The 13,927-nt window shown below is 63.6% G+C and carries 12 protein-coding genes; 5 read left to right on the top strand and 7 right to left on the bottom strand.

What is annotated here, in order from left to right; all coding sequences use genetic code 11:
• Positions 1-9 precede the first annotated feature (9 nt).
• From tpiA to B7X65_RS11990, 6 genes are all read right to left on the bottom strand, one after another.
• A complete protein-coding gene (gene tpiA, locus B7X65_RS12015) occupies positions 10-768 on the bottom strand; it encodes a triose-phosphate isomerase (protein WP_293594536.1) in 759 nt (252 codons plus the stop codon).
• Complete coding sequence (locus tag B7X65_RS12010; RefSeq protein ID WP_293594535.1) at positions 765-1,766, bottom strand: NAD(P)H-quinone oxidoreductase; 1,002 nt, start codon at positions 1,764-1,766, stop codon at positions 765-767. The genes tpiA and B7X65_RS12010 overlap by 4 nt, the downstream gene beginning before the upstream one ends.
• Positions 1,767-1,836: 70 nt before the next feature.
• On the bottom strand, positions 1,837-3,954 hold the full coding sequence (pnp, locus tag B7X65_RS12005) for a polyribonucleotide nucleotidyltransferase (protein ID WP_293594534.1): 2,118 nt from the start codon (positions 3,952-3,954) through the stop codon (positions 1,837-1,839).
• A 206-nt stretch (positions 3,955-4,160) separates the two neighbouring features.
• A complete protein-coding gene (rpsO, locus tag B7X65_RS12000) occupies positions 4,161-4,427 on the bottom strand; it encodes a 30S ribosomal protein S15 (protein ID WP_096665963.1) in 267 nt (88 codons plus the stop codon).
• 149 nt (positions 4,428-4,576) lie between these two features.
• Complete coding sequence (locus B7X65_RS11995) at positions 4,577-5,767, bottom strand: pyridoxal phosphate-dependent aminotransferase (RefSeq protein WP_293594533.1); 1,191 nt, start codon at positions 5,765-5,767, stop codon at positions 4,577-4,579.
• Between the two features lie 37 nt (positions 5,768-5,804).
• Complete coding sequence (locus B7X65_RS11990; RefSeq protein WP_293594532.1) at positions 5,805-7,097, bottom strand: branched-chain amino acid ABC transporter substrate-binding protein; 1,293 nt, start codon at positions 7,095-7,097, stop codon at positions 5,805-5,807.
• A gap of 117 nt (positions 7,098-7,214) precedes the next feature.
• Here B7X65_RS11990 and B7X65_RS11985 point away from each other — a divergent pair, with 117 nt between their 5' ends.
• A complete protein-coding gene (locus B7X65_RS11985) occupies positions 7,215-7,616 on the top strand; it encodes an Hsp20/alpha crystallin family protein (RefSeq protein ID WP_293594531.1) in 402 nt (133 codons plus the stop codon).
• A gap of 128 nt (positions 7,617-7,744) precedes the next feature.
• Here B7X65_RS11985 and tsaD read toward each other — a convergent pair whose 3' ends face one another.
• The gene (gene tsaD, locus B7X65_RS11980; protein ID WP_293594530.1) at positions 7,745-8,782 is read right to left on the bottom strand and encodes a tRNA (adenosine(37)-N6)-threonylcarbamoyltransferase complex transferase subunit TsaD; all 1,038 of its coding nucleotides are present in this window, start codon (positions 8,780-8,782) and stop codon (positions 7,745-7,747) included.
• 111 nt (positions 8,783-8,893) lie between these two features.
• On the opposite strand from tsaD, the gene B7X65_RS11975 reads away from it, so the two are divergent.
• The 4 genes from B7X65_RS11975 (at position 8,894) to B7X65_RS11960 (ending at position 13,786) form a co-directional block, all read left to right on the top strand.
• The gene (locus B7X65_RS11975; RefSeq protein ID WP_293594529.1) at positions 8,894-10,138 is read left to right on the top strand and encodes a nitrate regulatory protein; all 1,245 of its coding nucleotides are present in this window, start codon (positions 8,894-8,896) and stop codon (positions 10,136-10,138) included.
• Between the two features lie 341 nt (positions 10,139-10,479).
• Positions 10,480-11,733, top strand: coding sequence for an ABC transporter substrate-binding protein (locus B7X65_RS11970; protein WP_293594528.1), 1,254 nt, complete (start codon positions 10,480-10,482; stop codon positions 11,731-11,733).
• Between the two features lie 248 nt (positions 11,734-11,981).
• A complete protein-coding gene (ntrB, locus tag B7X65_RS11965; protein ID WP_293594527.1) occupies positions 11,982-12,947 on the top strand; it encodes a nitrate ABC transporter permease in 966 nt (321 codons plus the stop codon).
• A gap of 29 nt (positions 12,948-12,976) precedes the next feature.
• On the top strand, positions 12,977-13,786 hold the full coding sequence (locus tag B7X65_RS11960) for an ABC transporter ATP-binding protein (RefSeq protein ID WP_293594526.1): 810 nt from the start codon (positions 12,977-12,979) through the stop codon (positions 13,784-13,786).
• Positions 13,787-13,927 lie beyond the last annotated feature (141 nt).

The following is a 13,927-nucleotide window of genomic DNA, read 5'->3' as shown; positions in this document are numbered from 1 at the left end:
CTTCGCCCGTCAGACGGCAGCTGCAGCAATAATCGTCAAAAAATCGGGGGCCTTGAGCGACGCGCCGCCGATCAGGCCGCCGTCGATGTCAGGCTGGCTCAGCAGCGTTGCGGCGTTGGCCGCATTCATGCTTCCGCCATACAGAATTTTCACGCGCGCGGACTGGTCCGTCGCCGCCTTGAGCTGGGCCCTGAGCACCGCGTGCACCGCTTGCGCCTGCTCGGGTGTCGCCGTCTTGCCGGTGCCGATCGCCCAGACCGGTTCGTAGGCCACGACGATTTCACTGATGCAGTGGCCATTGGCATGAATCACGGCTGCCAGCTGGCGTTTGACGACGCTTTCCGTCTGCCCTGCTTCGCGTTCTGCCAAGGTCTCGCCGACACAGACAATCGGCGTGATACCCATGGCCAGCGCCTGCTGTGCCTTTTCGGCCACCAGCGCATCGGTCTCAAAGTGGTACTGGCGGCGCTCCGAGTGGCCGACGATGGCGTAACGGCAGCCGAAGTCCTTCAGCATGGACGCGCTGACTTCACCGGTGTAGGCCCCGGAGGCCTTGGCCGAAACGTCCTGCGCCCCCAGATCAATGGCAGCCAGCGCCGGCAAGGCCTTGGCCAGCGCCTGGAACTGCGCCAGATACGGCGCAGGAACACACACCGCCACCGCACACGCCGGCTGCCCCGGAAAACCGGCCGCCAGAGCCTGCAGCAAGGCTTCGTTGGCAGCCAGGCTGCCGTTCATTTTCCAGTTTCCTGCGATGAGTTTTTTCATGGGCTGGGTACCTGCCAGGTCAAGACGATTTTGCCGATGTGCTGGTTCGACTCCATCAGCGCATGGGCCTGCGCGGCCTCCGCCGCAGCAAACGTGCTGTGGATCACGGGCTTGATCGCACCGCTGACAATCAGCGGCCAGACCTTGTCCCGCAGGGCCGCGGCAATCGCAGCCTTGAACTCGATGGACCGTGGCCGCAGGGTCGAACCGGTGACGGTCAGGCGCTTTCGCAGCACCAGGCCGGCATTGAACTCGGCCTTGAGGCCGCCCTGCACGGCAATGATCACCAGACGGCCGTCTTCGGCGAGGCACTCGACCTCACGCGCCACGTAGCTGCCGGCAACCATGTCGAGAATGACATTGACGCCCTGACCTGCCGTGAGCTTCTTGACCTCTTCGGCAAAGTCGCTGGTCTTGTAGTTGATCGCATGGTCGGCACCGAGGGCCAGGCAGGCGGCGCATTTGTCGTCACTGCCAGCCGTGACCAGCACCGTGGCGCCCAGCGCCTTGGCCATCTGGATGGCCGTGACTCCGATTCCGCTGGAGCCGCCCTGGACCAACAGGGTTTCGCCCTTTTGCAGGCGCACCCGGTCAAAGACATTGCTCCAGACGGTAAAGAATGTTTCGGGCAGCGAGGCTGCCTCGATATCACTGAGGCCCGCCGGCACCGGCAGACACTGGCCCACCGGCGCCACACACAGCTCGGCATAACCGCCGCCCGCCACCAGCGCGCAGACACGGTCGCCCACCTTCAGGCCGGCCTGCGCCATGGCCTCGGCGTCGCCGCCAACCACCACGCCAGCCACTTCCAGCCCCGGAATATCCGACGCTCCGGGCGGCACCGGGTAGTTGCCGGTGCGCTGCAGGACATCGGGGCGGTTCACCCCGCTGGCACTGACGCGGATCAGCAACTCGCCTTCGCCGGCAACCGGCGCAGGCCGCTCGCCCAGACGCAGGACGTCGGGCGGTCCGAAGGAAGTGATTTCGACTGCTTTCATCAGGTACATGCTCATTGTTGGCCGAAGCGCCCGTCAGACGGGCGCGAGCAGCTATCAATCAGATAGCAGTTCAGCCCTGGTCCTGGCCTTGGGCCGGACGGTCGAGCAGTGCCTTCATGGACAGCTTGACGCGGCCTTTTTCGTCGGTTTCCAGAACCTTGACCTTGACGATCTGGCCTTCGCTCAGGTAGTCGGTCACGCGCTCGACACGTTCGTGGGCGATCTGGCTGATGTGCAGCAGGCCGTCCTTGCCGGGCAGCAGGTTGACGAGGGCACCGAAGTCCAGGATCTTGGTGATCGCGCCTTCGTAGACCTTGCCGATTTCGACTTCGGCGGTGATCTCGGCGATGCGGCGTTTGGCTTCATCGGCCTTGGCGCTGTCGTTCGACGCGATCGTGATGGTGCCGTCTTCCTCGATGTTGATCTGCGTGCCGGTCTCTTCGGTCAGCGCGCGAATCACGGCGCCGCCCTTGCCGATCACGTCACGGATCTTCTCGGGGTTGATCTTCATGACATACAGGCGCGGTGCGAAGTCAGAGACCTCGGCCTTGGCTTCGCCCATGGCTTCCTGCATCTTGCCGAGGATGTGCATGCGGGCTTCCTTGGCCTGCGCCAGCGCAACCTGCATGATTTCTTTCGTGATGCCCTGGATCTTGATGTCCATCTGCAGCGCAGTGATGCCGGCGGTGGTACCGGCCACCTTGAAGTCCATGTCACCCAGATGATCTTCGTCACCCAGGATGTCGGTCAGCACGGCGAAGCGGTTGTCTTCCTTGATCAGACCCATGGCGATGCCGGCCACGTGGGCCTTCATCGGCACGCCGGCGTCCATCAGCGACAGGCAGCCGCCGCAGACGGATGCCATCGACGAGGAGCCGTTGGACTCGGTGATCTCGCTGACGACACGCATGGTGTAGGGGAATTCTTCCTTGGTCGGCAGCACGGCGATCAGCGCACGCTTGGCGAGGCGGCCGTGGCCGATTTCGCGGCGTTTTGGCGAGCCGACACGACCGGTTTCGCCGGTGGCAAACGGAGGCATGTTGTAGTGCAGCATGAAGCGGTCTTCATAGTCGCCCGACAAGGCGTCAATGCGCTGTGCATCGCGCTCGGTGCCCAGCGTGGTGATCACCAGCGCCTGGGTCTCGCCACGCGTGAACAGGGCCGAACCGTGGGTACGGGGCAGCACGCTGTTGCGGATTTCGATGGGGCGCACGGTGCGCGTGTCGCGGCCGTCGATACGCGGATCGCCGGCCAGGATCTGGCTGCGCACGATTTTGGCTTCGATGTCGAACAGCATGCCGTCCACAGCCACGCTGTCGAATTCGACGCCTTCGGCCTTCAGGCCCATCTTGGTCCAGGTGGTCACTTCACGCGTGGCGTGGGTGCGGGCCTGCTTGTTGCGGATCTGGTAGGCCGCCACCAGCTTCTCTTCGGCCAGCGAGACCACCTTGGCGATCAGCACCTCGTCCTTGGGAGGCGCGCGCCAGTCCCAGACCGGCTTGCCGGCATCACGAACGAGCTCGTGAATCGCGTTGATGGCGATGTTGCCCTGCTCATGGCCGAACACCACGGCGCCGAGCATGATTTCTTCGGACAGCTGCTGGGCCTCGGACTCGACCATCAGCACGGCGGCTTCGGTGCCCGCCACGACCAAGTCCATCTTCGAATCTTTCAGCTGGGTCTTGCCGGGGTTCAGCACATACTGGCCGTCGATGTAGGCCACGCGGGCGGCGCCAATCGGGCCGTTGAACGGAATGCCGGAGATCGCCAGCGCAGCACTTGCGCCGATCAGCGCAGGAATGTCGCCTTCGACTTCAGGATTCAGTGACAGCACATGGATCACAACCTGCACTTCGTTGAAGAAGCCTTCAGGAAACAGCGGACGGATCGGGCGGTCGATCAGGCGCGAGGTCAGCGTTTCGAACTCGCTGGGACGGCCTTCACGCTTGAAAAAGCTGCCGGGAATGCGGCCGGCGGCGTAGGTTTTTTCGAGGTAGTCGACGGTCAGGGGAAAGAAGTCCTGGCCGGGCTTGGCGTCAGCCTTGGCGACCACGGTGGCCAGCACCACGGTGCCGTCCATATCGACCATCACTGCGCCGCCGGACTGGCGGGCGACTTCGCCGGTTTCCATCGTGACCTTGTGCTGGCCCCACTGGAAGGATTTGGTGACTTTGTTGAAAATGCTCATGGTTATCTCCACTAGTTTCAAGCACTTGAGGCAGTGCAGGAGCCCGGAGGGGTGGCTGGCAGAACACGATGCCATTCCACAAAACGCCTGGGATACCAGGACTTGCCTTGTGGAATGACACAGCGCGTGATCGTTTTGCCTTGCTCCGAAGTAAAAAACGCCTGAGCTAGTGAACTAACTCAGGCGCCTTGCAACCGTTTTAGCGCTTATTTGCGCAGGCCAAGCTTGGCGATCAACGCCACATAACGGGCCGCATCCTTGGACTTCAGGTAGTCCAGCAGCTTGCGGCGGCGGCTCACCATGCGCAGCAGACCACGGCGACCGTGGTGATCCTTGGCGTGGGTCTTGAAATGGGGCATCAGTTCATTGATGCGGCCAGTCAGCAGGGCCACTTGAACTTCAGGGCTGCCGGTGTCGCCGGCGGCGCGTGCGTTGGCCTGAACGATGTCGGCCTTGATGGATTTCGCGATCATGGGTTTTCCTTGAAATAACTTGCGAGCGGTACAGTGTTCCCGACGTGGGAGTTGACCGTTGCCGCCGTGTTCTGCGAGGTGCTGGTTCACGAATGAAAAAGCACGCTTTTGGGCAGAGCCTTGGATTATAGCCCAGTCTCCGGGCCGGCTCAGGCGCCCGGCAGCCAGCGGGCCAGGCGCTCCACGCCCTGCCCCAGCCTGGCGACGTCCCGGCTCGCAAAACACCAGCGCAGCCAGCCCTGGGCCTCGGGCGCCGGGTTGACCATGAAGGCATTGCCGGGGGCCAACCCGAGGCCGGCCTCCACCACCAGGCGTTTGGCAGTGGCCAGCGAATCACCGAAGCGCTCCTGATCCGACAGCCGGAAAAATGCATACATGCCGCCCCGGGCCGGGGCCACTTCCACGCCCGGCAGGGCCTGCAGCAGCGGCACCAGCGTGTCGCGGCAGGTTTTCAGGTGCGCCACCAGCTGCGGCGTGACGTCATCGGTCCTTGCCAGCGCCACCAGGGCGGCCCGCTGGACGAATACCGGGGCGCACGAGGTATTGAACTCCACCAGCTTGCCAATGTGCGGCGTCATGCCCGGCGGCATCACCAGCCAGCCCAAGCGCCAGCCGGTCATCAAAAAGCTCTTGGAAAAACTGTGCACAACCACCAGCCGGTCATCCGGGACAGCGATATCCAGGAAACTCGGCGCGCAGCCATTTTCCGTGGGCTCGAAATAAAGCCGCTCGTACACCTCGTCGGCGAGAATCCAGGTACCGGTGCGGCGGCAGTGTGCGAGCAGGGTTTCCTGCTCGGCGCGGCTCAGGGTCCAGCCGGTTGGGTTGTTCGGTGCGTTGACAATCAACAGCCGGGTCCGGGGCGTGACGGCCGCCAGCAACTCATCCATATCGAGTTGCCACTGGCCGGCCACCGGCCGCAGACTCACGCAGCGCAGCCTGGCGCCCATGATCAGCGGCTGCGCGGTCAGGTTGGGCCAGACCGGCGTGACCGCCACCACCTCATCGCCGGCATCCACCAGCGCCTGCATGGCCAGCATCAGGGCATTCACGCCGCCGGAGGTGACGGCAATGCGGTCCGCATCAATCGCTGCCGCGCCGGCGCAGCGCAAGCCGGTGGCGTAACGCGCAATCGCCTCGCGCAGCTCCGGCAGGCCCAGGTTGTGCGCATAAAAAGTTTCGCCCTGCTGCAGCGAGGTGATGGCGGCGTCGCGGATGAAGGCGGGCGTGACCTCGTCACTTTCACCAAACCAGAACTTGAGCACATCGCTGCGCCCCATGCCGGCATTGGCCACCTGGCGGATCATCGACTCTTCGAGGTCTAAAACGGCTTGTCTCATGCGTGTCTTTCAGCGGAGGGGGGCGTTGGCGTGCGGTTCAGGGCCGCTGCATCCTGCAGCTGTGCGCCTGTTCGGAGCGCGCTGCAGCGATGGTCTTGATCACACGAAACCCATAACCCGAGCCCTCCACATCGAACCTGACGCCGGGTGTCCCCTGCTTGTCCATCACGGCCACCAGCAGCGGCTGCTGGAACTGGTGGTCGGCGCTGCGCATCACGCCCTTGTGGCCGGCAAACAGCACCGTCGCCTTTTCCAGCTGCGCGGCGACGGCGGTTGACTCCACCGTACGGGCTTTTTCGATGCTCTGCGCCAGGGCCTCGACCATCAGCTGCATGCGCATGTGCACATAGTCGTCCTGGGGTTTCGGAAAACGTTGTCGGAAGGACTGGTAAAACGCCTCCGACTGGGCACCCGGCTCGTTGGGAAACCAGTCGGCCACGGCGATGACCTTGCCGACGCCGGCATCACCGAGCGCGGCGGGGACGCCCAGCGCATTGCCGTAAAACGTGTAGAAGCTGCCTTCAAAACCCACGTCCCTCGCGGCCTTGACCAGCAGGGTCAGATCGTTCCCCCAGTTGCCGGTAAGCACGGCCTGTGCACCGCTGGCCTTGATCTTGGCGGCATAGGGAAGAAAGTCCTTGACGCGGCCCATCGGGTGCAACTCGTCACCGACGATCTGCACATCGGGGCGCTGGGCACCCAGTTGCCGGCGGGCTTCGCGCAGCACGGCCTGGCCGAAGCTGTAGTCCTGCCCGATCAGGTAAATGCTCTTGACCGCCTTGTCGTCCTTGAGTACGTCCATCAGCGCGGCCATGCGCATGTCGGCGTGGGCATCGAAGCGGAAGTGCCAGTAGCTGCATTTTTCATTGGTCAGCACCGGATCCACCGCGGAATAATTCAGGTACAGCACGCGCTGCGCCGGCTGGCGCTCATTGTGTTTGTTGATCGCATCGATCAGCACCGCGGCCGTCGACGACGAGTTGCCCTGGGTCACCAGCGTGATCCCGTCATCGAGGGCGGAGCGCAGGGCCGACAGGGCTTCCTCGTTCTGGCCCTTGCTGTCGTAGCGCTCGAAAACCAGCGGGCGATTGCCGCCGGGCAGCTTGAGGCCGCCGCGCGCATTGACGCGCTCCGCGGCCCACACCAGGTTGCGGAACACGGCTTCGCCGGTATTGGCAAACGGTCCGGACAAACTCTCGATCAGCGCGACGCGCACAGGAGACGGTGCCGCCACGGGCTGCTGTGCAGAGGCACTGGCCGACCACAGGCAGACGCTCGCGCCTAGGGCCAGTACGGCACGTTTCAAGACCCTGGAACTGAAAAAATACATTCTGGAATTTCCTTGAAATACGCCTGGGCACGCTTACCTGCTGTGCATGCGGCGATCACGATTGGGAGCCGCGAAGTGTAAGGGGAAAATTTTCCCGCCCAACCAACTGGAGTCCTTATGTTTTATTCACTTGCCGGCCGTCCTGCACGAAACTTTCAGCGTCCCGCCTCCTCGCTGGTCAGCAATGGCGCCCTTGACAAATTCCTGAGTGACACCCTGGGCTCCCTGTCCGACAGCCGCCCCGCCCAATCGGCGTCGGTGGAAGACGGCGACAAGGCCTATTCACTGCAACTGGACGTTCCAGGCCTGGCCAGGGAACAGCTGGACATCGGCATCGAAGGCGATGTGGTGCGTATTGCCAGCAAAGCCGATGCCGCACGCAAGGTCAAGGCGGCTTACCGTTTTCCTGTGGAAATCGACGCCACTGCAAGCACCGCCAAACTGGAAAACGGCGTGTTGACCTTGACGCTGGGAAAAAAGGTCCCGGTCAGCAACGTGGCGCAGCTGACGATTCAGTAAGACCTGGCCCCCACGGTCGCTCTCTGCCCCCCGAGGGGGCGCGTTTTTCCTTGGGGCGGCCCGGCGGAAAAACCCGGCCCCCACGTTCGCCCACTGCGTCTAGCCCCCTGCGCCGCCGGCAAACCGGGTCAGGCAGTGATTTCCGCCAGACCCCAGCGCGGCTTCACGTCAAAGGTGTAGCCGCGCTGCAGACTTTCCAGGCCTGCCTGCAGCCGCATGCCGGCCGCCAGCGCGATCATGGCGCCGTTATCGGTGCACAAATGCATCTCAGGGTAATGCACCCGAATCCCCTTTTTGCTGCAGGCCGCGTTGAGTTGTTCGCGCAGCAAGGCATTGGCCCCCACGCCACCGGCCACCACCAGCCGCTTCAAGCCGGTCTGCTCCAGCGCTTTCACCGATTTTTTGACCAGCACCTCCACAATGGCCGCCTGCGTCGAGGCCGCCAGGTCGGCCCGGGCCTGCTCGCCCATGGGCTCGCCGAGTTTTTTGGCCTGCGTCAATACTGCGGTTTTCAGGCCGGAAAATGAAAAATCGAGGTCGCCGCTGTGCAGCAGCGGCCGGGGCAACTTGAAGGCCTGGGCGTCGCCGCCCAGCGCCAGTTTGGCCAGGTGCGGCCCGCCGGGGTAAGGCAGGCCCAGCAACTTGGCCGATTTGTCAAATGCCTCACCGGCGGCATCGTCAATGGTTTCACCCAGCAGCTCATAGCTGCCCACCCGGTCCACCCGCATCAGCTGGGTGTGGCCACCCGACACCAGCAGCGCCACGAAAGAAAACTGCGGGGGGTCGGCGCTCAAAAAAGGCGAGAGCAAATGCCCCTCGAGGTGATGCACGCCCATCACCGGCTTGCCCAAGGCCGCCGCCAGCGAGCAGGCCACGCCCGCACCCACCAGCAGCGCGCCCGCCAGGCCCGGGCCGCGCGTGTAGGCCACCACGTCGACGTCGGCCAGCGAACGCTGCGCCTGGCCCAGCACCTCGCTGATCAGCGGCAACACACGCCGGATGTGGTCGCGGCTGGCCAGTTCGGGCACCACGCCGCCATAGGCCTGGTGCATGTCGATCTGGCTGTGCAGCGCGTGCGCCAGCAAGGCCGGCACGCCCTGGCCTGAGGCGTCGACAAGCGCCACGCCGGTTTCGTCACAACTCGATTCAATTCCCAGTACAAGCATGGCACCCAGTGTAAAGCGCGGTGTGCCGTTCGCCCCGGATCCGGACCAGAAGCGGCCCGAGGCATGAATGTTGCTGGACAATGGCGAACCTTCCTTCCTTTGACTGAAACGATGAAATCCGGATTGAGCTTTCTGATTGCCGCCAGGCGTTGCGAAATCAACGACCTCGAGCAACTCACCCGCACCAGCGCGCTGGTCAACGTGATCGGGCGGCTGGTCCACGCGCTGCAGAAGGAACGCGGCATTTCCAATGTTTTTCTGGGCTCGCAGGGCGTCCGGTTCGCCGCACAGTTGCCCCGCCAGGTGCTCGATTGCCAGCAGGTCGAGGACGAGTTGCGCGCCAGCTTCGACCACCTGGACACCGATGCCGGCCACCTGAACAACGGCGCCCGGCTGTTCAGCCGCATTGCCTTTGTCCTGCACGAGCTCGACGCCCTGCCCGCCCTGCGGGCCCGCATCAGCACGCAGAACGTGGCCGCGGCCGAGGCCACCGCGGCCTTTGTCAAGCTGATCGCCGGCCTGCTGGCCGTGGTCTTTGAAGCGGCCGATAGCGCCACCAACCCCGAGATCTCGCGCCTGCTGGTGGCCATGTTCAATTTCATGCAGGGCAAGGAGTTTGCCGGTCAGGAACGCGCGTTTGGCGCGGCCACCTTCGCTTCGGGCCAGACCGACAGCCAGCGCCAGCAGCAGTGGCTGCACCTGATCCAGTCGCAGGAACGCTGCGTGCAGGTGTTCAACGATTTTTCGACACCGGCGCTGCGCGAACTCTGGCAGACCAGCCAGAGCACCGCCACGCTGGCAGACCTCGAACGCCTGCGCCGCATCGCCTGCTCGGTGGCGGCCGGCGCCCTTGACCCCAACCTGAGCCAGACCTGGTTCGACTGCTGCACCCACCGCATCGACGCCATGAAAACCGTCGAGGACCAGTTGGCGGCCGAACTCCTGCTGCTGTGCGAACAGAAGATCGTGCAGGCCCGCGCCGAACTGCGCGACCACCAGATGATCCTCGCCGCGCTCACGGCACAGGGCGGCGGCCTGCCGGCAGGAACGGGCCAGACCGGTCCCGCGGCCACTGCTTACGGCCCGCACCTGGACCGCTCCATCCTCGAGCTGGTCCAGGACCAGGCGAGCCGGCTGCAGGCCATGAGCGACGAGCTGGAGACGGCGCGCGCCTCCCTCAACGAGCGAAAGCTCATTGAACGCGCCAAGGGCCTGCTGATGGCGCACCGCAAGCTCAGTGAAGAAGAGGCCTACAAGATGCTCAGGCAAACCGCCATGAACCAGAACCGCCGCCTGACCGACGTGGCCGAAGCCGTGCTGGCCATGGCGGACTACCTGGCCACCGGAACGCCCTGATTCAGCACAAGGCCTGTGCCGCCTGAGGGCATTCGCACCAGGATGGCGCACCCCGGCTGAACGTGTCCTGCGCTCCCGGCGCTGCCGCGCCAAGCCGTTTTTCAGAGGCAAGCACCAGCCCACCCCCCACATCGAAATCATCTGGCACGGTTACTGCTTAGTTGATGGCATGAAGGGGCCAACGACGGTCCGTTTCAAAAGTCTTCCACGGCTTCACCGGACAACGGCGTCCATTTCCAGCCTGCTTGCGCAGGCCAGAAATGGGCGCCGTTTTGTTTTTCCTCTTTTGATTTTTCGCGCTTCTTTTTCAGTCTTCTGTTTTGTCACTCAAGGAGTTCCACATGACGCAAACTTCCCCCGCTCCAGGCAAGCCGACACGCCGCGACTTCATCCGCAAAGCCGGTGCACTGGGCGCCGCCGCCACCTTCGGCATCGGCAACCCCGGCGCCTGGGCGGCCGGATCCGACGCGCCCGAGAAGAAGGAAGTCAAGATAGGCTTCATTCCGCTGACCGACTGCGCCAGCGTGGTCATGGCCTCGGTCATGGGTTTTGACAAGAAACATGGCGTGACCATCATCCCCAGCAAGGAGGCCAGCTGGCCCGGCGTGCGCGACAAGCTGGTCAACGGCGAACTCGACTTCGCCCATGTGCTGTACGGACTGATCTACGGCGTGCACATGGGGACGGCCGGCCCCAAAAAGGACATGGCCGTGCTGATGAACCTGAACCACAACGGCCAGGCCATCACACTCTCCAAGAAGATCGCCGACAAGGGCGCCGTGGACGGCGCCGGCCTGGCGAAGCTGATGGCTTCCGACAAGCGGGAATACACCTTCGCACAGACCTTTCCCACCGGCACCCACGCGATGTGGCTGTATTACTGGCTGGCAGCCAACGGCATCAACCCGATGAAGGACGCCAAGGTCATCACCGTGCCGCCACCGCAGATGGTGGCCAACATGCGCATCGGCAACATGGACGGCTTCTGCGTGGGCGAACCCTGGAACCACCGCGCCATCATCGACGGCATCGGCGTGACCGCCACGACCACCCAGGACATCTGGAAAGACCATCCTGAAAAGGTGCTGGGCACGACAGCCGACTTCGCCAGAAAATACCCGAACACGGCGCGTGCCGTCACCGCCGCCATCATCGAAGCCGGCAAATGGATAGACGCCAGCCTGTCCAACAAGAACAAGATGGCCGAGACGATTGCTGAAAAAAGCTACGTCAACACCAGCGTCGACGCGATCAACCAGCGCATCCTGGGCCGTTACCAGAACGGCATGGGCAAGACCTGGGACGACCCGAACTACATGAAGTTCTTCAACGACGGTGCGGTCAACTTCCCTTACCTGTCCGACGGCATGTGGTTCCTGACGCAGCACAAGCGCTGGGGCCTGATCAAGGACCACCCGGACTACCTGGGCATTGCCAGGCAGATCAACCAGATCGACATCTACAAGGACGCCGCCGCCGCCGCCAAGGTCAGCGTGCCCAAGGACCTGATGCGTAGCCACAAGCTGATGGACGGCACGGTCTGGGATGGCAAGGACCCGAAAAAGTACGCGGATTCCTTCAAGGTGAAAGCGTGAACGGCGCGGCGAGGGGCCCCACGCAGTGGGGATCGACGCCCCGGAGAACGCTTTCCGCTGCCGACACCTCTGAGCCTCGCTACTCCTCACAACCCGGGAGGCCGCAGCGTGAACGGCGCGGCGAGGGGCCCCACGCAGTGGGGATCGACGCCCCGGAGAACGCTTTCCGCTGCCGAAACCACCCACCTCAGATTCACCGCACGCTGCTGAGGCAGCGCGCCTGATCAAACTGCATCAAGGAAATCGCCATGGTCAGTGCCGTATTCCACAGCCCACTCGAAGCTGCCGCGCCGGCAGCCCGCAGTGGCGACAAATCCAGGGAACCATCAGCTACATATTTGATAGCTGATGACGCCCATACCACGGGCACTACAGCCCAAAACAGCATGAAAATCACCGTGCCAGCCGCCGCACCAGCAAAATCACCGCGGGACGCCTCCATTCTCTGGCAGGGCATCCTGCCGCCGCTGCTGGGCATGGGTTTGCTGGTGCTGGTCTGGGAACTGGTGTCCATGGGCACCGGGGCGAGCATTCCCTCACCGAAAGACACCTTTATCCAGGCCATCGAGATCTTCAGGGACCCGTTCTACAGCAAGGGCCCGAACGACCAGGGCGTGGGCTGGAACGTGCTGTCCTCGCTCAAGCGCGTGGCCATGGGCTTCGGCCTGGCGGCCGTGGTAGGCATTCCGGTGGGTTTCATGATTGGCCGCTTCACCTTCCTGAGCCGCATGTTCAATCCCTTGATCAGCCTGCTGCGCCCGGTCTCGCCGCTGGCCTGGCTGCCGATCGGCCTGCTGGTGTTCAAGGGCGCCGATCCGGCCGCCATCTGGACCATCTTCATCTGCTCGATATGGCCCATGATCATCAACACCGCTGTCGGCGTGCAGCGCGTGCCGCAGGACTACATGAACGTGGCGCGCGTGCTCAATCTCAGCGAATGGAAGATCGTCACCAGGATCCTGTTCCCCGCCGTGCTGCCGTACATGCTGACCGGTGTGCGGCTGGCCGTTGGCACCGCCTGGCTGGTCATCGTCGCGGCAGAAATGCTGACTGGCGGCGTCGGCATCGGCTTCTGGGTCTGGGACGAGTGGAACAACCTCAACGTCAAGAACATCATCATCGCGATTTTCGTGATCGGCATCGTCGGGCTGGTGCTGGAATTTGTGCTGATCAAGATCGCCACGGCCTTCACGTTTGAAGAAGTGAAAAGTTAGGCCTCCGGCCTGCCAACCAGGAACGCACCATGAGTTCATTGACCACCAAATACATCGAGATCCAGGGCGTCGAGCAGACCTTCAAGACCAAAAAAGGCCCGTTCTGCGCACTGCAGAACATCAACCTCACGGTCGCCAAGGGCGAGTTTGTGGCACTGATCGGCCACTCGGGCTGTGGCAAGTCCACGCTGCTCAACCTGATCGCCGGCCTGACCACGCCAACGCAAGGTACGCTGCTGTGCGCCAACCGCGAAATCTCCGGCCCGGGCCCCGAGCGCGCCGTGGTGTTCCAGAACCACTCGCTGCTGCCCTGGCTCACCTGCTTTGAAAATGTCTACCTTGCGGTGGAGCGCGTGTTTGCAGCCAAAGAGAACAAGGCGCAACTCAAGGCCCGCACCGACGCGGCGCTGGCCATGGTGGGCCTCACCGCTGCAGCGCAAAAGCGCCCTGGCGAAATCTCGGGTGGCATGAAGCAGCGGGTCGGCATTGCCCGCGCCCTGTGCATGGAGCCCAAGGTGTTGCTGCTGGACGAACCGTTTGGCGCCCTCGACGCACTGACCCGCGCCAAGCTGCAGGATGAGCTGCTGCAGATCGTTGCCAACACCCAGAGCACGGTGGTGATGGTGACGCATGACGTGGACGAGGCGGTGCTGCTGTCCGACCGCATCGTGATGATGACCAACGGCCCCTCGGCCACCATCGGCGAAGTGCTGAGCGTGGCGCTGCCGCGGCCGCGCGACCGGGTGGCGCTGGCCGAAAGCTCCGAGTATCTGCACTACCGCAAGGCGGTGATCGATTTCCTCTACACCCGCCAGGGCCACGTCGAAAAAGCCGCGTGACCGGCAAGCGCAGGGCGCACAACCCTGTGTGACTGACACCGCGGCAGATCGAACGGGGGCAGGCCGGCCTGGCGAACGTGGGGCATCTCGCCAGTATGCCGGCAGCGCTGGTAAGCTTGCAGCCATGACGCTTGTTTTCAT

The organism is Polaromonas sp. 39-63-25, assembly GCF_002278925.1.
Taxonomy (GTDB): domain Bacteria; phylum Pseudomonadota; class Gammaproteobacteria; order Burkholderiales; family Burkholderiaceae_C; genus Polaromonas.
Note: the sequence above shows the minus strand (reverse complement) of the source record. Positions and strands in the feature narration are given on the sequence as shown.